Raw genomic sequence first — 21945 nt, 5'->3', positions numbered from 1 at the left:
GGTGTCGTCAACGCCTTGGTGCACTGACGGTATCGACTCGATCAGGGCCGAACCAGAGCCTGGAAAGCCTGGTCAGGGCCATGATTTGCCGGTGTCTCGCCATTCCCGCGCCCGATTTGCGCACCTGTGGGTGTGACGCCGGTCGCACCGTGGCGTGCATTACGTCCAGGTTCGGCAAAACCTGCGGCTAGGCTCTGCTCGTGTCGGGCCGCCGGATGCCGCAGGTTCGCCGGGATCTGCTCCTCGCGGCGGTGCGTTCGGCCGGGCGGATCAGCCGGGCCGACCTCAGCCGCCGTACCGGCATGGCCCGGATGACGGTCGACGCCCTGGTCACCGATCTGCTCGCGGCGGGCCTACTGGCCGAGAGACAGGCGGTCGCCGACGGCTCCCGCGCCGGGCGCCCGGCCCGGTCACTCACCCTCGGACCGGCGGCGGGTGGGGTGGTGGGCGCGGTGATCGGCCCCGAGGGGGTACGCGTGACGGCCGCCGACCTCACCGGCGCTGTCCGGGCCGAGCGGCACCGGGTCAGCGGCGCCGCCGACGTCCTCGCCGGACTGATCGCCGAGTGCGAGGCCGAACTGGGCGGGCGCGTCTGGTCGACCGTTCTCGGCCTGCCGGGCGCGGCCGGCGACCCGATCGGCGCCGAGATGCGACAGCGCCTCGGACGGCCGGTGATCGTGCGGTCCCTCGGCGACCTGAGGCTTCTCGGTGAGCTCGGCTACGGGATCGCGTCCGGCCACACCGACGTCTGCCATCTGCGGATCGATTCCGGCATCACCTGCGGCCTGCTGCTCGGCGGCGTGCCGTACCGCGGGGCCAGCGGAGCGGCCGGGCGGATCGGGCACGTCCAGATGGACGAGATCGGCCCGCTCTGCCACTGCGGTCACCGCGGCTGCCTGGAGACGATCGCCGCGGTCCCGGCGATCCTGACCGCCGTCGAAGAGACGCTCGGGGAGCCGGTCGGCGCGGGCCGCGCGGTCGAGCTGTCCCACGCCGACGCCGCCGTCGAGCGGATCCTCGCCGACGCCGGCCGGGTGATCGGCCGGGTGGTCGCCGACCTGGCCAACACCATCAACCCGGCTCTGTTCGTCCTCGACGGTCCGCTGGTCGAACCGGATGGCCCGATCGTCGCCGCGGTCCGGGAGTCGCTGGTTCGCTACGCCCAGCCGGAGGTGGCGGCCGGCACCGAGGTCGCCGTGGGACTGCTCGGAGACCGGGCCGGGATGCTCGGCGCGCTCTGGGCCGGCCTGCGGGCCACGCCGGTGGCCCGGGGCGACCGGACCCTCGCCCGATCCGCTGGGCCGTCGCCGTCCGCGGCGGGCTTCGGAGCCTCCACCGGGCCTCCGCCGCCGATGCAGTCGGCAGGTCCCGGGGATTCCGCCGGGCCGTCGTCGTTCGTGACACGCCCGGGCGCCGCGCTGTCGCCGGCGGCACGTTCCGTGGGTACCGCCGGGCCCGGTCCGGCCGGGTCGCTCGGGACGCGTGAGCAGGCAGTCCGCCGTGAGATCATCACCGAGGCGCTGCGCGGGCGCGGCCCGACCGCGCGCAGCGACCTCGTGAAGATCACCCGGCTGCCCCGCGCGGCCGTGGCCGAACTGCTGGCCGGGCTGTGCCACGACGGCATCGTGGAACCGTGCGCCCCGGCGGAGTCCCGGTCCGGGCGGCCCTCACCGCACTTCCGGCTGGTCGCGCCCCGGGTCCTGGCCCTCGGGATGTCGCTCGGCGGCGACGGGGTGCGGGTACGGGTGGCGGACGGCACCGGCTCGGTCCGGTACGACGGATTCCGGCCCGCCACGCTCAGCACCGACGCGCGGCCGATGCTGCGGGAGGCCGCGGGGCTCGCGCTGGAGCTGCTGGACCGCCATGGCGACCGGGCCGCGCCGGAGATCCGGGCCGCGCTGAGCGTGCCCGCCCCGGTGCATCCGGCCACCGGCCAGTTCGGGGATCGCAGCGTGCTGACCATGTTCTCCGGCTACTCCCCGGGCGGGGAGGTGTCGGCGGTCCTCGGGCTGCCGGTACGAGTGGCCAACAACGCGCAGCTCGCGGCGCTTGCCGAGTGCCGGCGGGGTGGCGGCCGGGGCGTGCGGGACATGCTCTATCTCAGCGCCGACCAGTACCTCGGGGGTGGGCTGGTGGCGGGTGGCCGGATGTACAGCGGTGCCATCGGGTACGCCGGGGAGGTCGGTCACCTCACCGTGCGGGAGATGGGCCCGTTCTGCGGGTGCGGGCGGCGCGGCTGCCTGCGGGCGTTCCTCACCCCGCAGTACTTCGCGGCGCTGCTCGACCGGCGCTCCGACGCGGGCCCGCCCTCCGAGGATCGCCTGCTGGAGTTGGCGGCGTCGGGTGACCGGCCGATCCAGCGGGCGCTGCTCGACGCGGGTCGCCTGATCGGGCGATCGGTGGCGCCGCTGGTGTCGGTCTTCGACCCGGCCGTGGTGGTGGTCGGCGGCCGCTTCACCGAACCGGGGACGTTCGTGGTCGACGGCGTCCGCGAGTCGCTCCAGCGGCACTGCGCGCCGGCCGTCGTGGCGGGGCTGCGGGTGATCCCGGCCGCTCTCGGCCCGGACGCCGAGGTGCTCGGGGCGATCGAATCACTGCTCTGAGGCCTTCGGCCCTTGTCGGACGGCTTGCGAAGATTCCCGCGCCGCGACCGGGAGGAAACGGTCCGGCTTTTGCGGGGCGGCTTCGACCCCCTCAGGTACGGAGACTAGAGTGCGATTTGCGGCCCGCCCCGGGCCCGGCAACGCTGCCGACGGAATCGTCCCTGGGGCCTCGACGGGCTATCAGCACTTCGCGACCCGATCCAGGGGGAAGAAAAATGCGTATCGGCGTGCTCACCGGTGGCGGCGACTGCCCCGGTCTCAACGCGGTCATCCGCGCCGTGGTCCGTAAGGGTGTGACCGCTTACGGCCACGAGTTCGTCGGATTCCGCGACGGCTGGAAGGGCCCGCTCGAGGGTCTCACCAAGCCGCTCGGCATCGCTGAGGTCCGTGGCATCCTGCCGCGTGGTGGCACCATCCTCGGCTCGTCCCGCACCAACCCGTTCAAGATCGAGAACGGTGTCGAGCGGATCAAGGCGAACCTGGCCGAGCAGGGCGTCGACGCGCTCGTGGCGATCGGCGGCGAGGACACCCTCGGCGTCGCCACCAAGCTGGCCGAGCTGGGCGTCAACGTGGTCGGCGTGCCGAAGACCATCGACAACGACCTGAACGGCACCGACTACACCTTCGGCTTCGACACCGCGGTCAACATCGCGATGGAGGCCATCGACCGGCTGCACACCACCGCCGAGTCGCACCACCGCACCCTGGTCGTCGAGGTCATGGGCCGCCACGCCGGCTGGATCGCGCTGCACGCCGGTCTCGCCGGTGGCGCCAACGTCATCCTGCTGCCGGAGCGCCAGTTCGACGTCGAGCAGGTCGCGACGTACGTGACCAAGCGTTTCCAGGTCGAGTACGCGCCGATCGTCGTCGTCGCCGAGGGCGCCCAGCCGCTCGACGGCCAGATGGTGCTGCACAACCAGGAGCTGGACAGCTTCGGCCACGTCCGCCTGGGCGGCATCGGCCAGTGGCTCGCCGAGCAGCTCGAGGAGAAGACCGGCAAGGAGGCCCGCACGGTCGTCCTCGGTCACATCCAGCGCGGCGGCACCCCGACCGCGTTCGACCGGGTGCTCTCCACCCGTTTCGGTCTCCAGGCGATCGACGCCGTGCACGAGGGCGACTTCGGCAAGATGGTCGCGCTCAAGGGCACCGAGGTCGTCCGGATCCCGCTCATCGAGGGCACCGGCGAGCTGAAGACCGTTCCGATCGAGCGGTACCAAGAGGCCGAGGTCTTCTTCGGCAGCTGATCCGACCGTGAATGCCGGGGGCCCGCGGCTCCCGGCATTCTTGGTGTCCGGCCCGCTGTCAGCGCCGCTGAAACGGCACTGACCAGCCGGCCGGACCGAGAACGAGGAGTCTGCGTTGCCCAAGCACACCGTCGCGGTCATCGGGGCCGGCAAGATCGGTGAACTCGTCATCTCCGGACTGCTGCGGTCCGGCTGGCCGACCGACCGGCTGCTGGCCACCACCCGCCGGGCGGCGCGCGGCGCCGAGCTCGCCGAACGGTACGGCGTGACGGTGGTCGACAACGTGGCGGCGGTCAGCCGGGCCGACATCCTGGCCATCGCTGTGAAACCGCAGGACGCGGCCGCGCTCCTCGACGAGATCGGCTCGAAGATCCCGGCCGGCAGACTCGTCGTGTCGCTCTGCGCCGGTCTGCCCACCAGCTTCTTCGCCGCCCGGCTGCCGGAGGGCACCCCGGTCGTGCGGGTCATGACGAACACCCCGGCGCTGGTCGACCAGGCGATGACCGTGATCTCGGCGGGCCCGCACGCCAACGGCGAGCACCTGGCCGTCGCCGAGGAGATGTTCAAGCCGCTCGGCTCCACCATCCGGGTGCCCGAGTCGCAGCAGGACGCGGTCACCGCGCTCTCCGGCTCCGGCCCGGCCTACTTCTACCTGCTGGTCGAGGCGATGATCGACGCCGGCATCCTGCTGGGCCTGCCGCGCCAGGTGGCCCACGAACTGATCGTGCAGACCGCGATCGGCTCGGCCGTGATGCTGCGCGACTCCGGCGAACACCCGGTCAAGCTCCGCGAAGCGGTCACCTCGCCGGCCGGCACCACCATCGCCGCGATCCACGAGCTGGAGAAGCACGGTGTCCGGGCCGCCCTGCTCGGGGCGCTGGAGGCGGCCCGCGACCGGGCCCGTGCGATAGCCGAGCAGGCGAGGTAGCACCAGCCGCGTCCACCGGGCTCGGCCCGGCGGGCGCGGCACGGGCTGGACCACGCACCCCGGATCGCGGTGCGCCACGGGACGGTGTGTGGTGTGGTCGGGGGCTCTCCGCCGCGTACCCATGAATGGGTTTTCAATACCAGATGGCGATGCGGCTGCCGTTCTCCTCCTCGGGAGGGCTGGGGTGGCTGAGGGCCGTGCCGGTGGCGACGCGGTGCGCGGTCCAGGCGACGGCGGCCGCGTCGAGGATGTCGTCGGGCGGCGCCTGGCCGGCCGGGCCGAGCTTCTCCGGCAGGACGATGCCGTTGCGGGCGAGCAGTTCGCGGCGGCGGGCCTGGCCGCTCCACGTCTTCTTGGCGTGCGGGAGCGGCTCGCCGGCCATGGTCCGGAAGGACAGCTCCGGGTGGGCCTCGAAGAGCAGGCCGGGATGGCGTTCCCAGATGGCGTTGGCCTCCAGCAGTTTGGGGCGCAGGGCCCAGGACTGGCGGCTCAGGCCGGCGCCGGTCAGCTCGCGGCAGAGACGGTTCGCCGAGGTGAAGTCGGTCTCCTGCCAGACTGCGCGGGGCGGCACCCGGAAGACGCTGCCGCGGCGCGGCCCGAGCTGGTCGGCGGCCAGGGTGTCGGCGGCACGCCAGCGGTCCGGCAGCATGCCGAGGGGGATGTCCACGCCGATGACGGCGGCGCCGGAGCTGCCGGCCACGATCTCGTAGAGGGTGGCGGCGAGCACCGCCCGCCCGAAGACGCCGTCGCGCAGCTCGACGCCGACCCAGCCCAGCGCGTACGCGTCGACTCCGATGACGTGGATGCTCATCGATGCGTAAGCAGCTTCTCGATCGTCGCGATCAGCTCGCCGTCGTCCGGTGCGGTGCCGGGGGCGAAGCGGGCGGCGACCGTCCCGTCCGGGGCGACCACGAACTTCTCGAAGTTCCACTGGACGTCTTCGCCGTCGCCGATCAGCTCCCGGTAGAGGGGGTGCCTGCCGGGCCCGTTGACCTCGACCTTCTCGGTCAGCGGGAAGGTGACGCCGTAGTCGGTGCGGCAGAACTCCTCGATCTGTTCCGCGGTGCCGGGCTCCTGGTCGCCGAACTGGTTGCACGGCACGCCGATCAGTGTCAGGCCGCGGTCGCGGTAGGTCTCGTGGAGCTTCTGCAGGGCGGAGTACTGCGGGGTCAGGCCGCAGCGAGAGGCCACATTGACCACCAGGACGACCGATCCGCGGTAGCGGTCCAATTCGGTCGCGCCACCGGTGAGGGCGCCAATGCTGACGTCGAAGATGGTCATGACGGAAGACTACTGGGTGTGTCCGCTTGATTGCACCCCGTCGCGGCTCGCGTCGCGATGTTAAAGGGACCTTAAAGGTGTTCACCTGGCTTGACTGTTGTTAATCGATGTGACTACCGTCTCTTCATCCAACTCTTTGGAAAGTTTCCTAACTGTTGAGGAGACATCCCCGTGCACAAAACCACCCGCCGGGCCTTGTTCGCCGGCGCGGTCGTGACCGCGGCCAGCATCGCGGTTCCGGTCGTGTCGGCGTCAGCGGCCACCGCATGTGCCCCCGCATGGAGTTCCACCGCCGTCTACGTCAAGGGCAACGTCGCCTCGCAGAACGGCCACAACTACACCGCCAAGTGGTGGACCCAGAACGAGACCCCGGCCACCAACAGCACCCAGTGGGCGGTCTGGACCGACAGCGGAGTGTGCGAGGGCGGCACCACGCCCACCACCCCGCCGACGACCAGCCCCACCACGACACCGCCGACCACCACCCCGACCACGCCGCCGACCACCACCCCCACGGTCAGCCCCTCCTCCAAGTGGGTCGTCGGCTACTTCGCCGAGTGGGGCGTCTACGGACGCGGCTACCACGTCAAGAACATCGACACGTCCGGCTCGGCCGCCAAGATGACCCACATCCTGTACGCCTTCGGCAACACCACCGGCGGCAAGTGCAGCATCGGTGACTCCTACGCCGACTACGAGAAGGCGTACACCGCGGCGGAGAGCGTCGACGGCGTCGCGGACACCTGGGACCAGCCGCTGCGTGGCTCGTTCAACCAGCTCCGCAAGCTCAAGAAGAAGTACCCGCACCTCAAGGTGATCTACTCGATGGGCGGCTGGACCTGGTCCGGCGGCTTCTCCGACGCCGCCAAGAACCCGGCCGCGTTCGCGGACAGCTGCTACAGCCTGGTCGAGGACCCGCGCTGGGCCGACGTCTTCGACGGCATCGACGTCGACTGGGAGTACCCGAACGCCTGTGGCCTGACCTGTGACACGAGCGGCCCGGCCGCGTACGCCAACGTGATCACCGCGCTGCGCAACAAGTTCGGCGCCAACAACCTGATCACCTCGGCGATCTCCGCCGACGGCAGCAACGGCGGCAAGCTCGACGTGGCCGACTACGCGTCCGGCATCGCGAAGCTCGACAAGGTCTTCCCGATGACGTACGACTACTTCGGCGCCTTCAACGCGGCCGGGCCGACCGCCCCGCACTCGCCGCTGACCTCGTACACCGGCATCCCGCAGGCCGGCTTCAACTCCGACGCGGCGATCCAGAAGCTGAAGAGCAAGGGCGTCCCCGCCGGCAAGATCCTGCTCGGCATCGGCTTCTACGGCCGCGGCTGGACCGGCGTCACCCAGGCCGCCCCCGGTGGCACCGCGACCGGCGCCGCCCCCGGCACCTACGAGGCCGGCATCGAGGACTACAAGGTCCTGAAGACCAAGTGCCCGGCCACCAGCACCGTCGGCGGCACGGCGTACGCGCTCTGCGGCGGCAACTGGTGGAGCTACGACACCCCGTCGACCATCGCCGGCAAGATGACCTACGCGAAGAACCAGGGTCTCGGCGGCGCGTTCTTCTGGGAGCTGTCCGGTGACACCACCAACGGCGAACTGATCACCGCCATCAAGGGCAACCTGTAACACCCGGCGTGTGGATTTCGGGCGCGAAGCGCACCCGAAATCCACACACTGGATCGGCGGAAGAGGGGCACCGGGCGCAGGCCCGGTGCCCCTCTTCCGTAGGCTTTCCATCATGCGCCGTGAGTGGCATCAGCTCAGTCATCCCGGGGTGGGCAACCCGGCTCTCCAGACGTCCCGCCCGTCCACCGACTCCGCCGAGGACGAAGCTCTCGGCCTCGACCGCTGGCGGACACTGCCGCGGGTGCAGATGCCACCCTGGCCGGACATGAACGAGGTCGCCGAGGTCTGCAAGGTCCTCGACAACGTGCCGTCGATCGTCGCGCCCTACGAGGTGGACCAGCTGCGGCAGCGGCTCGCCGAGGTGTGCGAGGGGCGGGCGTTCCTGCTCCAGGGCGGCGACTGCGCGGAGACCTTCGCCGACAACACCGAGAGCCACCTGCTCGCCAACGCGCGCACGCTGCTCCAGATGGCGGTCGTCCTCACCTACGGCGCCTCGATGCCGGTGGTCAAGGTGGCCCGGGTCGCCGGGCAGTACACCAAGCCCCGCTCGTCACTCACCGACTCGCTCGGCCTCCCCGCCTACCGCGGCGACCTGATCAACTCGCTGGACGCCGACGAGGGGGCCCGCGTCGCCGACCCGCAGCGCATGATCCGGGCGTACGCGAACTCGGCCGCCGCCATGAACATGCTCCGGGCGTACCTTTCGGGTGGTCTCGCCGACCTGCACGGGCTGCACGACTGGAACAAGGACTTCGTCCGCGCCTCCCCGGCCGGCGAGCGTTACGAGGCGATCGCCCGCGAGATCGACCGCGCCCTCGACTTCATCCGCGCGTGCGGCATGACCGACAGCGAGGCGCTGCGCACCGTCAGCCTGTACTGCTCGCACGAGGCCCTCGCCCTGGAGTACGACCGGGCGCTCACCCGGGTGTCCGGCGGAAAGGCGTACGGGCTGTCCGGCCACTTCCTGTGGATCGGCGAGCGCACCCGCCAGCTCGACCACGCGCACATCGACTTCATCAGCCGCATCGCCAACCCGATCGGTGTGAAGATCGGCCCCGGCACGTCACCGGAGACCGCCATCGAGCTGTGCGAGAAGCTGAACCCGGAGAACACCCCGGGCCGGCTCACCCTGATCAGCCGGATGGGCAACGGCAAGGTCCGCGACGTGCTGCCGCCCATCGTGGAGAAGGTGCACGCCTCCGGCGCCAAGGTCGTCTGGCAGTGCGACCCGATGCACGGCAACACCCACGAGTCGTCCAACGGCTACAAGACCCGCCACTTCGACCGGGTCGTCGACGAGGTGCTCGGCTACTTCGAGGTGCACCGCGGCCTCGGCACCCACCCGGGCGGCATCCACATCGAACTGACCGGGGAGGACGTCACCGAATGCCTCGGCGGCGCCCAGGGCATCGAGGACCTCGACCTCCCCGGCCGGTACGAGACCGCCTGCGACCCGCGCCTCAACACCCAGCAGAGCCTGGAGCTGGCGTTCCTCGTCGCCGAGATGCTCCGTGGCTGACCTGCGATCGGACACCGTCACCCGCCCCACCAGAGGGATGCGGGAGGCGATGGCGAAGGCGGCGGTCGGCGACGACGTGTTCGGCGACGACCCCACGGTCAACGCTTTCGAGGCCCACGTCGCCGAGCTGTTCGGGCACGAGGCGGCACTGTTCACCCCGTCCGGCACGATGGCCAACCAGATCGCCCTCCAGCTCGTCGTCCCCGCCGGTGGCGAGCTGCTGGCCGGGGCGGACGCGCACGTCGTCACCTACGAGCTGGGGGCCGCCGCGCTCTACGGCGGGATCTCCACCCGTACGTGGGGCCCGGACGGCGCCGCCCTGGACGCCGAGCGGATCGCCGCCATGATCCGCCCGGCCGGCTACCCCTCGGTGCCGACCGCCGCGATCGCCGTCGAGCAGACCCACAACCTCGGCGGCGGCGGTGTCGTCCCGCTCGCCACGTTGCGGCACCTGCGCGCGGTCGCCGACGCCCAGGGGGTCGCGCTGCACTGTGACGGCGCCCGGATCTGGCACGCCCACGTCGCCGACGGGGTGACCCTCGCCGAGTACGGCGCGCTCTTCGACACCCTGTCGGTCTGCCTCTCCAAAGGACTGGGCGCGCCGGTCGGGTCGCTGGTGATCGGCAGCCGGGAGCGCATCGCCCGGGCCCGGCTGATCCGCAAACGGATGGGCGGCGGCATGCGGCAGGTCGGCATCCTCGCCGCCGCCGGCCGCTACGCCCTGGACCACCACGTCCAGCGGCTCACCGAGGACCACGAGCGGGCCCGGATCATCGCCGAGGCCCTCGCCCCGTTCGGCGTCGTCGATCCGGAGCAGGTGCGCACCAACCTCATACCCCTGGACCTGTCGAAGCACGACCTGGACGCGCCGGCGCTGGCCGCACGGGCCGCCGAACGCGGCGTCCTGATCTCCGCCATGCTGCCGCGGGTGGCCCGCCTCGTCACCCACCTCGACCTGGACGACGAGGCGATGGACCACGCCATCGACGTCCTCAGCGAGCTTCTCGCAAACCCTTGAGCAGGGCGATGTCAGCCGCGTGGCCCTCGTGCTCCACGGTCGGCGTCTCCACGATGATCGGCACGCCGGCGGTGGCCGGATGCGCGAACAGCTCCGCGAACGGCGCCGCCCCGATCCGGCCCTTGCCGATCGTCTCGTGCCGGTCCCGGGTCGAGCCGCACTCGTCCTTCGAGTCGTTCGCGTGGATCAGCCGCAACCGGCCCGGCCCCACCGCGGCGAGCAGCGCGTCCAGGGTCTCGGTCATCCCGCCCGGGACCGCCAGGTCGTGCCCGGCCGCCCACGCGTGGCAGGTGTCGAAACAGACGCCCATCCACGGGTGATCCTCCACCGCGGCCAGGTAGGGCTCCAGATCCTGCACCTTCGACGCCAGACTGCGGCCGCCACCCGCGCTCGGCTCGACGAGCAGCCGGGGCAGGCCCTCGGCGGCCGCCCGGTCCAGCAGCGGCAGCAGCGCCTCCCGCAACTGGTGCATCGCCTTCCCGGCGTGCGACTCGTCGACCGAGCTGCCCGCGTGGTAGACGACCGCGGTCGCGCCGATCGCCTTGCCGCGCAGCAGGGCGTGCTCCAGCGTGGCGACCGACCGCTCCACCGTCAGTTCGGTCGGTGAACCCAGGTTCACCAGCAGCGACGCGTGCACGTACGCCGGCAGGCCCCGCTCGCCGATCCCGTCCCGGAACAGGGTGTCCTGCTTCGGGTCGCCGGCCGGCAGCGCCCAGCCACGAGAGTTGGACACGTACACCTGAAGGGTCTCCGAGCCCGCCGCGTCGACGTAGGGGAGGGCGGCCTTCGCCAGCCCTCCCGACGTCTTCGTGTGCGAACCGATCCGATGGCTCACAGGAAGCAAGTCAGCTGCACCACACTCTGCGGCGGGACCGGAGTGCCACCCGGCGGGTTCTGCTGCCGGACCGTGGCGTTCGGGTCGATGTTGATCTGCACCTGGAAACCCATGTTCTGCAGTGTGGCCTGCGCCTGCTGGCACGGCTGGTTGGTCACGTCGGGCATGGTGATCTGTGCGGGACCACGGCTCACCTGGAGGGTGACCTTGGTGTTCTTCTCCGCGCCGGTGCCCGCCTTGGGGCTCTGCCCGATCACCGTGTCGGCCGGCTCGTCGCTCTCCACCGTCTCCTCGGCCGCCTGCAGGCCCTTCTGCGCGAGGATCGTCCGGGCGTTGTTGATGTTCTCGCCGACCAGGTTGGGCACCGTGATCGGCGCCTTGCCCTTGCTCAGGATCAACGTCACCGTGTCACCGGGCTTCAGCTCGGTGCCCGCCTTCGGGTCGGTGGAGATCACCACGCCCTCCGGCGCGGTGTCGCTGTAGACCGCCTTGCCCTGCTTCGCCTTCAGCTTCAGCGCCTCCAGCTCGGCCTTGGCATAGGTCAGCTCCTGGCCCTCCAGCTCGGGAACCGGGTGCACCTCGAGGCCCAGCGACAGGATCACCCGGATGGTGTCGCCCTTGACGATCTCCGCCCCGGGAAGGGGGTCCTGCTTGTAGACCGAGCCCTTCGGCACCCGGTCGCTGTATTCACCGTCGCCGATGAAGACCTCGAAACCCTGCTGCTTGGCATACGCGACGGCCTGGTCCTCGCTCATCGTGGTGATGTTCGGCGTCTCGGTGTACCGCCCCGAGGTCACCCACCAGGTGCTGCCCGCCACGACCAGCGCCATCACGGCGATCAGCGCGGCCATCACCACCCGGCGGCGGTCCTCCAGGAGACCGGCCAGTCCGCCGGCCGGCGCCGCGGCCCGGCGGTGCGGCACGGCCCGGCCGCCCTGCTCCGGCAGCCGCGCCCAGGACGGGCGGTGCGATGCCTGATAGCTGCCGGCGGGGGGCACCGGCGGCACGATGGCCGTGGCGTCCGCCGCGGAGACCGCGGGCACGATCGTGGTGGCGTCGGAGGCACCCGGGATCTGGCGCAGCATCGCCGTCTCCACGTGAATGACGCCGAGGCCGTCACGGGCCGTCTGGACCTCGCTCAGCAGGGCGCCCGCGTCGGTGGGCCGGGAACCCGGGTCACGCCGGGTGGCCCGGGACACGAGCCGGTCGAGAACCGGCGGCAGGCCCGGCACGATCGACGACGGCGCCGGAACGTCGTTGTCCACGTGCTGCCAGGCCACCTCGATCGGCTCCGCCCCGTCATACGGCACCCGGCCGGTGAGCATCTCGAAGAGCACGATGCCTGCCGAGTAGACGTCGGTACGCGCGTCCGCCTGGCCGGTCTGCACCAGTTCGGGCGCGACGTACGCCACGGTCGCCATGAGCTGACCGCTGTCGTCGACGGTGCTCGCCTCGATGGCCCGGGCCAGACCGAAGTCGGCGACCTTGACCACGGCGTCCACCAGGTCGGCGGAACCGCCGCTGGGCGCCTCGGCGACCAGCACGTTCTCCGGCTTGACGTCCCGGTGCACCAGGCCGGCCCGGTGGGCGGCGGCGATCGCGGCCAGCATCTGCTCGAGGATCGCCAGCGCCTCGACGGGCGTCAGCTTGACCCGCTGGCTGAGCAGGTCCCGCAGCGTCCTGCCCTGCACGAACTCCATCACCAGGTAGGGGAGACCCTGGTGGCGGCCCTGGTCGTAGACGGCCACGACGTTCGGGTGGGTGAGGCGGGCGATCGTCTTCGCCTCGTCGGTGAACCGGTCGACGAAGTGGACGTTGGTGGCCTGCGAAGGATGAATGATCTTCAGTGCGACGGTGCGCTCAAGCCGCTCGTCGGTGGCGCGGTAGACGGTCGCCATGCCACCACGGGCGACGCGACCGGTGATCCGGTAGCGCCCGTCAATCGTTGTGCCGATCAACGTATCGGCGACTGTGGTGTCCATCGGCGTGAAGTGTATGTGTCTTTCCCGTGAGGGTGACCCAGGATGCCACAGCTGAGTCCAAACGGGTACCCAAACCCGGTGTGACCAGGCCGATCGTCCCGCTCTCACCGCCACCGGCGATGGTGACGGTGGACGGGATGGTCACTGTCTGCCGTCGATGGGCTGATGTCCGGGCTTGGGGAGACGCTCCCACTGGGGGACGGAGAGGCCGAAATGTCCGGATCGGTGGACGGGCTCGCGGACGTCTCCGACGGCGCGGCGGTCGGCGTCGGCACCGGCGGCGTCGCGCAGTCGCAGCCGGGCGCGGTGGTCCGTTCGACGGCCGGCGGCCGGGGAGCGGCCGGCGCGGCGGCCGCGCCGGCCGCCGCGCTCGCCGGCGGCTTGACGGCCCTGCCGGCCGGAGGCGCCGTCGGCACGGGGCCGGTGGCGCCCGCCCGCCGCTCGCGAGCCGCGGGCACCGCCCCCATCCCGGCCACCCCGCCCTGCTCCGCCGTCTCGGCCGGCAGTGGCGCGGCGACCGCGGGCGGCGTCGCGGCCCGGTCGCTCATCCGCCCGGCGAACGTGGTGGTGGCGACCAGATAGGAACCCGCCGCGCCGGCCAGCCCGAGCGCGCAGAACGCGGTGACCGCGACGAATCGCCGCGGGGGCCGGGCGTTCGTGTCCGGCGGCCCGTCCGGCACGTCCACGAGGGACCCCGGAAAGGTGGACATCCCGGTCGAGGTGACGTCCGGGCGCGGGTCCGTGGCGCCGGTCCGCCGGCTCAGGTCGTAGCAGACCGAACGCCAGGCCCCGGCCATCTCCCCGCGGATGCTCCGCCACAGGCTCATCAACTGTTCTCCGATCTGGTCTGGCACGCTGTACTGGTGACCGAACCCGTAACCACCGGCCCGGCCGGATGGATCACCCTGCCGGATGTGTCCGAAAAGCTCGGTTTGTCGATCAGCAAGGTGCACCAGTTGATCCGCGAGGGCGCGCTGCTCGCGGTCCGCCGGGACGGCGTCCGGGTGGTGCCTGCCGAGCTCGTGGCCAACGCCACCGTGCTCAAGCACCTGCCCGGCGTCCTCAACCTGCTGCATGACGCCGGGTACAACGACGAAGAAGCCCTCCGGTGGCTCTACCAGCCGGACGAGGCCCTCGGCGGGAACGCCGCCGTCGCCCTCGGCGGCCCCCTGGCCCGCGAGGCCAAACGGCGCGCCCAGGCACTCGGTTTCTGACCGGATGCGGCAGTTCGGATACCTGTTCGTCCTGGCCGGGTGCCTGCTGGCGGCGCTCTGGCTGGAGCCGATCCTCAAGGTCAACGTGCTCCGCCGCGGGCGCCGCCTCCTGCTGACCATCCTGCCGGTGGCGGTGGTGTTCATCGTGTGGGATCTGGCCGCCATCGCGGCGGGACACTGGACCTTCGACCCGTCCCAGATCACGGGCATCCACCTGCCCGGCGGCCTGCCCCTGGACGAGGTGCTGTTCTTCCTGGTGGTGCCCCTGTGCGCCATCCTCGGCTTCGAGGCCGTCCGGGCCGTCCTGCGCCGCCCCGCCGGAGACGAGGAACTGTGACTTACACCACCGCGGCCCTGCTGGGTGTGGCCGTCACGGTCGCTGTCGACCTCTTCGTGCTCCGCACGCGCCTGGTCACCCGGTCGGTCTTCTGGGCCACCTACCCGATCATCTTCACCTTCCAGCTGATCTCCAACGGCATCCTCACCGGCCGCGAGATCGTCATCTACGACCCGGACGCGATCATCGGCTGGCGGCTCGTCCACGCCCCCGTCGAAGACCTGCTCTTCGGCTTCGCCCTGATCCTTCTCACCCTCTCCGTCTGGATCACCCTGGGCCGCCGCGGCATCCAGCGCACCCCCGCGGCCGGGGACGGCAGCGGTCTGCTTCGCTGGTTGCATTCAAGATCGAGATCGAAGACCTGATGTCGTAGCGGGGTGGTGGGTACAGACCGCTGCTCCCGCCGAGGGCCCGCGACGGCTCGCTGGCCGCGGGCGCGTCCAGAACGCTCCCCGCCCCGGGCGACGTGCGTGAGCGGTTGCGCCCCAAACCCGGCCGGACCACCGATCTCCGCCCGGCGGGCGCGGCACGGGTCGTGAGTGGCGGCGGCATCGCGCCGGCAGGGCGGGACGGTCCGGATGCGGCGGAACGGGGTCGCGCGTACCGGAGAAATGCCGGAAGAGACGCGCTGACCCCGGCCAGGAACGAGCGGCGTGGTCGTGTGCCGTTTCTGTGAATCAGCACACGACCACGGGGCCGGCCCGGAGGGTTTCTAGACCGAGCGGCGTGTGGCGGCCACCGCCAGAGCGTGCAGGACAGCGCGGGCCTCCCCGGTGATGGGAGCCTCGGCCAGGGCGGCCAGAGCCTCGGAACTCAGGGTCTCGATGCGCGACTCGGTGGCCGCCAGGGCGCCCGCCTCGCGGATGATCGCCCGGAGCCGTTCGACGCCGGCGTCCGTCAAGGACGGGTCGCCGAGGCCGGCCTCCAGCTCACGCCGTGTCGGAGCGTCGACCGCCTGGAAGGCCGCGGCCACCAGATAGGTGCGTTTGCCCTCGCGCAGGTCGTCGCCGGCCGGTTTGCCGGTCTGGGACGGGTCGCCGAAGATGCCGAGGACGTCGTCGCGCATCTGGAAGGCCTCGCCCAGGGGCAGGCCGAACGCCGCGTACGCCGCGAACACCTCGGGGCCGCCACCGGCCAGGGCCGCGCCCAGCAGCAGCGGGCGTTCGACCGTGTACTTCGCGGCCTTGAACCGGGCCACCTTGCCGGCCCGCTTCAGCGACGTGTCCCCCGTCGCCTGGGTGTGCACGTCCAGATACTGGCCGACGGTCACCTCGGTGCGCATCTGGTCGAAGACCGGCCGCGCCCGGGCCAGATCGGCCAGCGGCATCCCGGACGTGTGCAGCAGCTCGTCCGACCAGACCAGCGCCAGATCGCCGAGCAGCACCGCCGCCGAATCACCGAAACCGGCCGCCGAGCCCCGCCAGCCCGCGGTCGTGTGCAGCAGTTCGAACCGCCGGTGCACCGACGGCTCCCCGCGCCGGGTGTCCGACCGGTCCATCAGGTCGTCGTGGATCAGCGCGCTGGCCTGCACCAGCTCCACCGCCGACACGGCGGCCACCACCTCGTCCGAGTCGGCGCCGCCCGCACCCCGGAACCCCCAGTACGCGAACGCCGGCCGCAGCCGCTTCCCACCCCCGAGCACGAACGCCGACAACGCGTCGGCCACCTCGGCCAGCGCCGGATCGATCTCCAGCAGGCGCGTCCGCTGGGTGGCGAGGAAACCGGAGAGCGCCTTGTCGACCCGTGGCCGCAGCTCGGCCGACTCGAGCGGAGAATCTGTCACGGACTCGACGCTATCCGGTCGTCCGTCCCGCTGTTCGGTCAGAGCACCCCGATCCACCGGGCGGTCCCACTCGGCGACGGATCATGGCGTGCTGATTCGTCCGCCGTGGCCCTGTTCGGCCCGTTTCTGTGGTCCGGCGGCGGGTCCGCGGCGCCCGTCGCGGCTTCCGCACGGCCGGTTGTCCCGCTGTCCGGCGGGCGGTCTCCCGCGGTGACGGGCCGCCGGGCGCCGGAGCCCGCGCCGCGGCCGTGACGGCGCGCCCGGCTCGCGTGGCACGGCGGAACGGCCGGGGGTGCGTTTGTGGGCGCTTCACCGCGTACCGGAAGAAGGGGTTGATGGTGTGGGAACCGCCCGGGGTGACCGGGTGGGACGTTCGGGCGGATCATCGAAGGCGGGGCGGCCGGTAGAGTGCTGTTGTGTCTCTCGGACTTCCCTCCCGGCTTCCCGGCACGCCGTCGGTCGGTGAGCTGATCCGCGGCCCGGTGCCCACGTTCTCGTTCGAGTTCTTTCCGCCGAAGACCCCGGCCGGTGAGCAACTGCTCTGGCAGGCGATCCGCGAGCTGGAGTCGTTGCGGCCCAGCTTCGTGTCGATCACCTACGGGGCGGGTGGCACCACCCGCGACACCACCGTCACCGTCACCGAGCGCGTCGCCACCGAGACCACCCTGCTGCCGATGGCGCATCTCACCGCGGTGAACCACTCCGTCGCCGAGCTGCGCAACGTGATCGGCCGGCTGGCCGGCGCCGGCATCAGCAACATTCTGGCGGTGCGCGGCGACCCGCCCGGCGATCCGATGGGCGAGTGGGTGCCGCATCCGGACGGGATTCTGTATGCCGAGGATCTGGTCCGCCTGATCCGTGAGGCAGGCGATTTCAGCGTCGGGGTGGCGGCGTTCCCCTACAAGCATCCGCGGTCGGCCGACGTGGAGACCGACACCCGGAACTTCGTCGGCAAATGCCGGGCGGGGGCGGATTTCGCGATCACCCAGATGTTCTTCGACGCCGACGACTACCTGCGTCTTCGCGATCGGGTCACGGCTGCCGGGTGCGACACCCCGATCGTGCCCGGTGTCATGCCGGTCACCCGGATGGCCACCATCGAACGCTCCGAGCAGCTCTCCGGCGCGCCCTTCCCGCCCGCGCTGCTCAGCCGTTTCGAGCGGGTCGCCGGAGACGAGGACGCGGTCCGGGCCCTCGGCATCGACCTGTGCAGCGAGATGTGCGCCCGGCTGCTGGACGAAGGCGTGCCCGGGATCCACTTCATCACCCTCAACCGTTCCACCGCGACCCGTGAGGTCTGGCAGCAGCTGGCCCCCACCGAGGTCGCGGCCGCCGCCTGACCGGTGCCGATCCCGCCGTCACGCGACACTCCGGCACCCATGCGCGACCGGCGCCCTGACAGCGGGAGGTGGTCGTCCCGGGTTCCGGCCCGGAACAGTCCCGGCCAGCCGGGCTGGTCGCCCGCTGTGATGCCGGAGACCCCGCCGTGACCTGGGACGAATACGCCGAGGCCTGGTCAGGGCTGCACGGCGGTTTCGATCCGCGGCGGGCCTCGCCGCTGATCCGGGGATGGGTGCGGGCGGCCTACCGGATCGGTCTCTGGCTCGGCGGCAAGGGCGTCACGCCGTTCACGGTGACTCTCGCGGGCGTGGCGATCTGCCTGGCCGTCCCGCTGTCAGCGGCGGCCGGCGCGCCCGGCCTCGCGCTCGGCGCCGGGCTGGTGCTGCTCGCCGCCGCGGCCGACGGACTGGACGGCGCGGTCGCCGTGATCACCGGCCGGGTCACCAGAGCCGGGTACGTGTACGACTCGGTCGCCGACCGCATCGGCGAGGCCGCCTGGCTGACCGCGTTCTGGCTGGCGGGCGCGCCGGCCTGGCTCACGGTGGCGGCCGGGGCGGCGAGCTGGCTGCACGAGTACGTCCGCGCCCGGGCCACTGCCGCCGGGATGCCGGACATCGGCGTCGTCACCGTCGGCGAACGGCCCACCCGGGTCGCCGTCACCGTCACCGGCCTGATCCTCACACCACTGGCCGCTGTGATCGTGCCCGGCCGGGTTGCCGCTGTCCTTGCCACAGCCGTCGCGGCCTGGCTGATTCTGCAGCTCGTCGGGCTGGCCCAGTTGACCGTCGCGGTGCGCGCAGCCCTTCGCTGAGCGCCGCTCCCGGCGGGCGTGGACGAACCACGTGAAGAGCCGATGAACTGAGCTGAAGCCGTTTTATTCGGTTGTCGCCGATCGATGCCAAGGCCTATTTTCTCCTCAGCGAATCCGCCGGGGAGAAACGCCCCTGAGCTGTGGATTCGCATTGTGCAAACGATTTTCCGGGGGGTGACGAAATGAGTGCGGTTCTGGTTCTCAACGCCGACTGCGGGCCGCTGCACCGGGTCAGCCTCCGGCACGCGATCCGGATGCTGTTCCGTCAGGTCGCCGTGGTGCACGAGGCCCAGCCGGACACCCGGATCGGGGTCTACCCGGTGCCGACCGTGGTGCGGCTGGTCTCCTACGTGGTGACGCGGTGGCGGCGCGGCCGTGGTCCGGCCTGGTCGCGGGCCGGTGTGCTGCTGCGGGATGAGCGGAGGTGCGCCTACTGCGGCGACGCGGCCTCGACCATCGACCACGTCCTGCCCCGCTCGCGCGGCGGCCGCAACGAATGGCTCAACACCGTCGCGGCCTGCGGGCGCTGCAACAACCGCAAGGGCGACCGCACCCCCGCTGAGGCGCGCATGCCACTGCGGACGACGCCCTACGCCCCGGTCTGGGCCGTCTCCCTCACCTGATCGTGACGCTTCGCCGGACTCTCCCCTCGAGCGGCGGTCGGCGGGTTTACACGGGGACCCGCCGGCCGCCCACTTCCCGCGGTGGCCGGAGGCGGTGGGTTGTGGCCCACCGCCCGCAGTCCTATCCGGCGAGGGAGTCCGCGCCGTCGACGACGTCCGGGACAAGCGACCGGTCACCGGCCAGATGCCGCCGTACGTAGTCCCGTAGTTCCGCCGGCCGGTTCATCGGGCACACCAGACCGACGTGCCCGTCCGGCCGTACGAGCAGGAGATCTCCCGGATCGCCCAGTTGCCGGGCGGCCTCGCGCCCGGCGGCCGCGATCGGTGCGAAGGCCATCGGCGCCGGGCAGCCGTCCCGTACCGGGCGCAGCGCGCGCTCGGCGTCGGTGTCCACGTAGCGGATGTGATGCAGCAGCGTCCACCGGTCGTAGCTGAGCAGGTCATGCAGCCGAACCGGTCGCCCGCCGGACATGACCTGGACGTCGGGGATCCGGTCGCCGGCCCGGATCCCGCCGACCGGCCAGCGGCTCCGGCTCCGGGAGAGCGGGCTGCGGCGATGGTGCCGGCCGAAGTCGCTCATCATCCATTCGACGCGCCGCTGGATCGACTCCGACGCCATCATGGCCCCCACCAGCATGCCGCGCAGCCCGTTCGCCACCGGCGGCAGGATCATCTCGATCGGGCTGGCCCGCATGTCCCGGATCACGCCTTCGGCCAGCTCCCGCTGTTCCAGGTCGTACGTGTCGAGCACCGCGTCGGCGGCCTGACCGCGATGCACGGCGGCCAGTTTCCAGCCGAGGTTGTACGCGCCCAGCATGCCGATGTTCATGCCGTGCCCGCCCAGCGGCGCCCAGGTGTGCGCGGCGTCGCCGGCCAGCAGGATCCGGCCCGAGCGCAGCCGGGAGGCGATGCGGTCGGCGAACCGTGCCCGGCTCAGCCAGACCGGCTCGGTGAGGATCAGGTTCAGATCCGGCATCCCGGCCGCCTCCGCCACCAGACCCTGCAACTCGGCCAGCGTGGGCGGATCATTGTTTTGCGGATCCGGGTTGTCGCGCAGGCAGAAGAAGCGGTACCCGGCTCCGGGGGTGGGGAAGGTGATGACGGTCCGGTAGGGGGAGAAGAAGAAGTATCCGTTTCCCGGCTTCTCCGGCAGTGACCAGGACGGGATGGCGTTGCCCTGCACCACCTGCATGTTGCCGTGCTCCGAACCGGGGAAGGTGATGCCCAGCAGCCGGCGAACCGTGCTCCGCTTGCCGTCGCAACCCACCACCCACGCCGTCTCGATGTGCTCCACCGCCCGCTGCGGATGCTCGACGGTGACGCGTACCCCGTGGTCGTCCTGCACCAGATCGGTGACCTTGGTCAGCCAGTCGACCGTCACCCCCATCCCGGCCAGTTCCTCGACGAGAAGCCGTTCGATGTGATGCTGCTCGACGGTCATGGCGTTGGGGTAGCGGGAGGAGAACCTGCCCGTGGTGTATCTGCCGACCCGGCGCCCGGACGTGAAGAAGGTGCTGCCCTCCATCTCGTACGCCTGCCTTCGGATGATCTCGCCCACCCCGAGCGAGCCCAGTGCCTCGCCGGCGCGCGGGAAGATGACGTCGGCGCGCGGCTCACGGTTCGTGCCGGGAGCGCGGTCCACCACCCGCACCCGCATGCCGAGCCGGCGTAGGGCGATGGCCGTGGTCAGGCCGATCGGGCCCGCTCCGACCACCAGAACTTCGGTGTCCTGCTTCATTGTCGTGTCTTCCGTGTCGTGGCGGTCAGGCCGGGAATGCCTCGATGACGCTGAGCGGGGCGGCCGCTTCGATCATGCGGCCGAATCGCAGCCCTGCCCCGGTCAGCAGTTCCATGTGCTCGGACAGGGTCCGCTCCCGCCCGCCGTAAACGATCATCATGGCGACGTCGAGCACCTTGCTGGGGTGGAAGTCGTCGCCGGGCGGGACGACCGCCTCGATCAGCAGCAGCCGGCTCTCCGGCGTCATCGCCGCCCGGCAGTTCCGCAGCAGGGTGGCCGCGTCCGTGTCCGACCAGTTGTGCAGCACTCCTTTGAGCAGGTAGAGGTCGGCGCCGGCGGGCACTTCACGGAGGAAGTCGCCGCCGATCACGGAGCACCGTTCGGAGAGGCCGGCGGCCGCCACCCGCTTGCGGGCCACGTCGGCGATCTCCGGCAGGTCGAGGACGACGCCTTCGGCCTCCGGGTACCGCTGCAGCAGCACGGTCAGCAGACTGCCGTCACCGCCCCCGACGTCGACGATCCGCTGCACCCCGCCGAAGTCGTACCCGGTGGCCAGGACGGTGCCCATGACCCGGCTGTGCTCGGCCATCGCGGAGTGGAAGATCTCGCCGTGCTCGGGGTTCCGGGCCAGGTGCTCGAAGATCGGCTCGCCGTACACCCCGGAGAAGGCCGGATCCTGGGCGCGCACGCTGCTTCCGGCGTCGTCGTAGACCGGGTTGAGCATGCCCTGAAAGCGCACCCACCAGTGCAGGGACTGGGGGTGTTCGGAGTCCAGCCGCTTGCCCATCTCGGTCAGCGCGAACCGGCCGTGCGGCGCTTCGGTGCAGACGCCGACGCCCGCCAGCGCGCGCAGCAGCCGGTGCAGCGCCTTCGGGTGCGTCGCCGTCTTCTCGGCGAGTTCCTCGGCGCTGCGCGGGCCGTCGACGAGCAGCCCCGCCACGTCGAACTCGACGGCGAGTTGCAGAAGGCGTGCCGCCCCCAGTCCTTCGGCCATCCGCAGCAGGCGAAGCGTCTCGTCGTGGTCCGAGGCGATTTGTCGAGTGGTCATGT

General features: G+C 71.5%; 20 protein-coding genes. 12 read left to right on the top strand and 8 right to left on the bottom strand.

Translation table 11 applies throughout. The features are described 5' to 3' along the window. The first annotated feature begins 200 nt into the window (after window positions 1-200). From AB0I88_RS14885 to proC, 3 genes are all read left to right on the top strand, one after another. A complete protein-coding gene (locus AB0I88_RS14885) occupies window positions 201-2603 on the top strand; it encodes an ROK family protein (RefSeq protein WP_361023280.1) in 2403 nt (800 codons plus the stop codon). A gap of 215 nt (window positions 2604-2818) precedes the next feature. Next, window positions 2819-3847, top strand: coding sequence for a 6-phosphofructokinase (locus AB0I88_RS14880; RefSeq protein ID WP_361023277.1), 1029 nt, complete (start codon window positions 2819-2821; stop codon window positions 3845-3847). A 115-nt stretch (window positions 3848-3962) separates the two neighbouring features. Beyond that, on the top strand, window positions 3963-4775 hold the full coding sequence (gene proC, locus AB0I88_RS14875; protein WP_361023274.1) for a pyrroline-5-carboxylate reductase: 813 nt from the start codon (window positions 3963-3965) through the stop codon (window positions 4773-4775). 133 nt (window positions 4776-4908) lie between these two features. Here proC and AB0I88_RS14870 read toward each other — a convergent pair whose 3' ends face one another. Together AB0I88_RS14870 and AB0I88_RS14865 are read right to left on the bottom strand one after the other, a co-directional pair. After that, window positions 4909-5586: a DUF429 domain-containing protein gene (locus AB0I88_RS14870; RefSeq protein ID WP_361023271.1), complete on the bottom strand. Its 678-nt coding sequence runs from the start codon at window positions 5584-5586 to the stop codon at window positions 4909-4911. Next, window positions 5583-6056: a glutathione peroxidase gene (locus AB0I88_RS14865; RefSeq protein ID WP_361023268.1), complete on the bottom strand. Its 474-nt coding sequence runs from the start codon at window positions 6054-6056 to the stop codon at window positions 5583-5585. Before AB0I88_RS14865 ends, AB0I88_RS14870 begins: the two co-directional genes overlap by 4 nt. A gap of 171 nt (window positions 6057-6227) precedes the next feature. Between AB0I88_RS14865 and AB0I88_RS14860 the strand changes: the two genes are divergently transcribed. The 3 genes from AB0I88_RS14860 (at window position 6228) to AB0I88_RS14850 (ending at window position 10231) form a co-directional block, all read left to right on the top strand. Then, entirely contained in the window at window positions 6228-7694 is a 1467-nt protein-coding gene (locus AB0I88_RS14860) for a glycosyl hydrolase family 18 protein (protein WP_361023265.1), read from the top strand. Between the two features lie 112 nt (window positions 7695-7806). Then, on the top strand, window positions 7807-9213 hold the full coding sequence (locus AB0I88_RS14855; protein WP_361023262.1) for a class II 3-deoxy-7-phosphoheptulonate synthase: 1407 nt from the start codon (window positions 7807-7809) through the stop codon (window positions 9211-9213). Next, entirely contained in the window at window positions 9206-10231 is a 1026-nt protein-coding gene (locus tag AB0I88_RS14850; protein WP_361023259.1) for a GntG family PLP-dependent aldolase, read from the top strand. The genes AB0I88_RS14855 and AB0I88_RS14850 overlap by 8 nt, the downstream gene beginning before the upstream one ends. Here AB0I88_RS14850 and AB0I88_RS14845 read toward each other — a convergent pair. The 3 genes from AB0I88_RS14845 to AB0I88_RS14835 form a co-directional block, all read right to left on the bottom strand. Next, window positions 10206-11075 carry a deoxyribonuclease IV gene (locus AB0I88_RS14845; RefSeq protein ID WP_361023256.1) on the bottom strand — a complete coding sequence of 290 codons (870 nt, stop codon included), beginning with the start codon at window positions 11073-11075 and terminating at the stop codon, window positions 10206-10208. The two genes, AB0I88_RS14850 and AB0I88_RS14845, sit on opposite strands and share 26 nt — an antisense overlap. After that, window positions 11063-13048, bottom strand: a complete 1986-nt coding sequence (gene pknB / locus AB0I88_RS14840) for a Stk1 family PASTA domain-containing Ser/Thr kinase (RefSeq protein WP_361023253.1) — start codon at window positions 13046-13048, stop codon at window positions 11063-11065. The genes AB0I88_RS14845 and pknB overlap by 13 nt, the downstream gene beginning before the upstream one ends. Before the next feature lie 104 nt (window positions 13049-13152). Next, window positions 13153-13875 (bottom strand): hypothetical protein, encoded by a 723-nt coding sequence (locus AB0I88_RS14835; RefSeq protein ID WP_361023250.1) that lies wholly within the window; start codon window positions 13873-13875, stop codon window positions 13153-13155. 36 nt (window positions 13876-13911) lie between these two features. Between AB0I88_RS14835 and AB0I88_RS14830 the strand changes: the two genes are divergently transcribed. The 3 genes from AB0I88_RS14830 to AB0I88_RS14820 are packed head-to-tail and all read left to right on the top strand — an operon-like array spanning window position 13912 to window position 14964. Then, complete coding sequence (locus AB0I88_RS14830) at window positions 13912-14262, top strand: Rv2175c family DNA-binding protein (protein WP_361023247.1); 351 nt, start codon at window positions 13912-13914, stop codon at window positions 14260-14262. 4 nt (window positions 14263-14266) lie between these two features. Further along, window positions 14267-14599 carry a lycopene cyclase domain-containing protein gene (locus tag AB0I88_RS14825; protein WP_361023244.1) on the top strand — a complete coding sequence of 111 codons (333 nt, stop codon included), beginning with the start codon at window positions 14267-14269 and terminating at the stop codon, window positions 14597-14599. Then, window positions 14596-14964: a lycopene cyclase domain-containing protein gene (locus AB0I88_RS14820; RefSeq protein WP_361023241.1), complete on the top strand. Its 369-nt coding sequence runs from the start codon at window positions 14596-14598 to the stop codon at window positions 14962-14964. The genes AB0I88_RS14825 and AB0I88_RS14820 overlap by 4 nt, the downstream gene beginning before the upstream one ends. A 347-nt stretch (window positions 14965-15311) precedes the next feature. On the opposite strand, the gene AB0I88_RS14815 is transcribed toward AB0I88_RS14820, so the two are convergent. Then, window positions 15312-16382 (bottom strand): polyprenyl synthetase family protein, encoded by a 1071-nt coding sequence (locus tag AB0I88_RS14815; RefSeq protein ID WP_361023238.1) that lies wholly within the window; start codon window positions 16380-16382, stop codon window positions 15312-15314. A gap of 416 nt (window positions 16383-16798) precedes the next feature. On the opposite strand from AB0I88_RS14815, the gene metF reads away from it, so the two are divergent. The 3 genes from metF (at window position 16799) to AB0I88_RS14800 (ending at window position 19157) form a co-directional block, all read left to right on the top strand. Beyond that, window positions 16799-17722: a methylenetetrahydrofolate reductase [NAD(P)H] gene (metF, locus tag AB0I88_RS14810; RefSeq protein WP_361023235.1), complete on the top strand. Its 924-nt coding sequence runs from the start codon at window positions 16799-16801 to the stop codon at window positions 17720-17722. Window positions 17723-17868: 146 nt separating this feature from the next. Continuing rightward, window positions 17869-18534, top strand: a complete 666-nt coding sequence (locus AB0I88_RS14805) for a CDP-alcohol phosphatidyltransferase family protein (protein ID WP_361023232.1) — start codon at window positions 17869-17871, stop codon at window positions 18532-18534. Between the two features lie 182 nt (window positions 18535-18716). Beyond that, on the top strand, window positions 18717-19157 hold the full coding sequence (locus tag AB0I88_RS14800) for an HNH endonuclease (RefSeq protein ID WP_361023229.1): 441 nt from the start codon (window positions 18717-18719) through the stop codon (window positions 19155-19157). A 121-nt stretch (window positions 19158-19278) separates the two neighbouring features. On the opposite strand, the gene AB0I88_RS14795 is transcribed toward AB0I88_RS14800, so the two are convergent. After that, window positions 19279-20895 carry an FAD-dependent monooxygenase gene (locus tag AB0I88_RS14795; protein ID WP_361023226.1) on the bottom strand — a complete coding sequence of 539 codons (1617 nt, stop codon included), beginning with the start codon at window positions 20893-20895 and terminating at the stop codon, window positions 19279-19281. 25 nt (window positions 20896-20920) lie between these two features. After that, on the bottom strand, window positions 20921-21943 hold the full coding sequence (locus tag AB0I88_RS14790; RefSeq protein ID WP_361023223.1) for a methyltransferase: 1023 nt from the start codon (window positions 21941-21943) through the stop codon (window positions 20921-20923). Window positions 21944-21945: the final 2 nt, after the last annotated feature.

The sequence above is a fragment of the Actinoplanes sp. NPDC049802 genome (assembly GCF_040656595.1).
In the GTDB taxonomy this organism is placed as follows: domain Bacteria; phylum Actinomycetota; class Actinomycetes; order Mycobacteriales; family Micromonosporaceae; genus Actinoplanes.
The sequence above is the reverse complement of the archived record's forward strand: the minus strand, read 5'-3'. Positions and strand labels throughout refer to the sequence as shown.

Excerpts from the sequence above, each read along its gene's own strand:
- AB0I88_RS14790 (WP_361023223.1), bottom strand. The coding sequence starts at position 21,943 with ATGACCACTCGACAAATCGCCTCGGACCACGACGAGACGCTTCGCCTG.
- pknB (WP_361023253.1), bottom strand. The coding sequence starts at position 13,048 with ATGGACACCACAGTCGCCGATACGTTGATCGGCACAACGATTGACGGG.
- AB0I88_RS14825 (WP_361023244.1), top strand. The coding sequence starts at position 14,267 with ATGCGGCAGTTCGGATACCTGTTCGTCCTGGCCGGGTGCCTGCTGGCG.
- AB0I88_RS14870 (WP_361023271.1), bottom strand. The coding sequence starts at position 5,586 with ATGAGCATCCACGTCATCGGAGTCGACGCGTACGCGCTGGGCTGGGTC.
- AB0I88_RS14795 (WP_361023226.1), bottom strand. The coding sequence starts at position 20,895 with ATGAAGCAGGACACCGAAGTTCTGGTGGTCGGAGCGGGCCCGATCGGC.
- AB0I88_RS14880 (WP_361023277.1), top strand. The coding sequence starts at position 2,819 with ATGCGTATCGGCGTGCTCACCGGTGGCGGCGACTGCCCCGGTCTCAAC.
- AB0I88_RS14855 (WP_361023262.1), top strand. The coding sequence starts at position 7,807 with ATGCGCCGTGAGTGGCATCAGCTCAGTCATCCCGGGGTGGGCAACCCG.
- AB0I88_RS14800 (WP_361023229.1), top strand. The coding sequence starts at position 18,717 with ATGAGTGCGGTTCTGGTTCTCAACGCCGACTGCGGGCCGCTGCACCGG.
- AB0I88_RS14835 (WP_361023250.1), bottom strand. The coding sequence starts at position 13,875 with ATGAGCCTGTGGCGGAGCATCCGCGGGGAGATGGCCGGGGCCTGGCGT.
- AB0I88_RS14865 (WP_361023268.1), bottom strand. The coding sequence starts at position 6,056 with ATGACCATCTTCGACGTCAGCATTGGCGCCCTCACCGGTGGCGCGACC.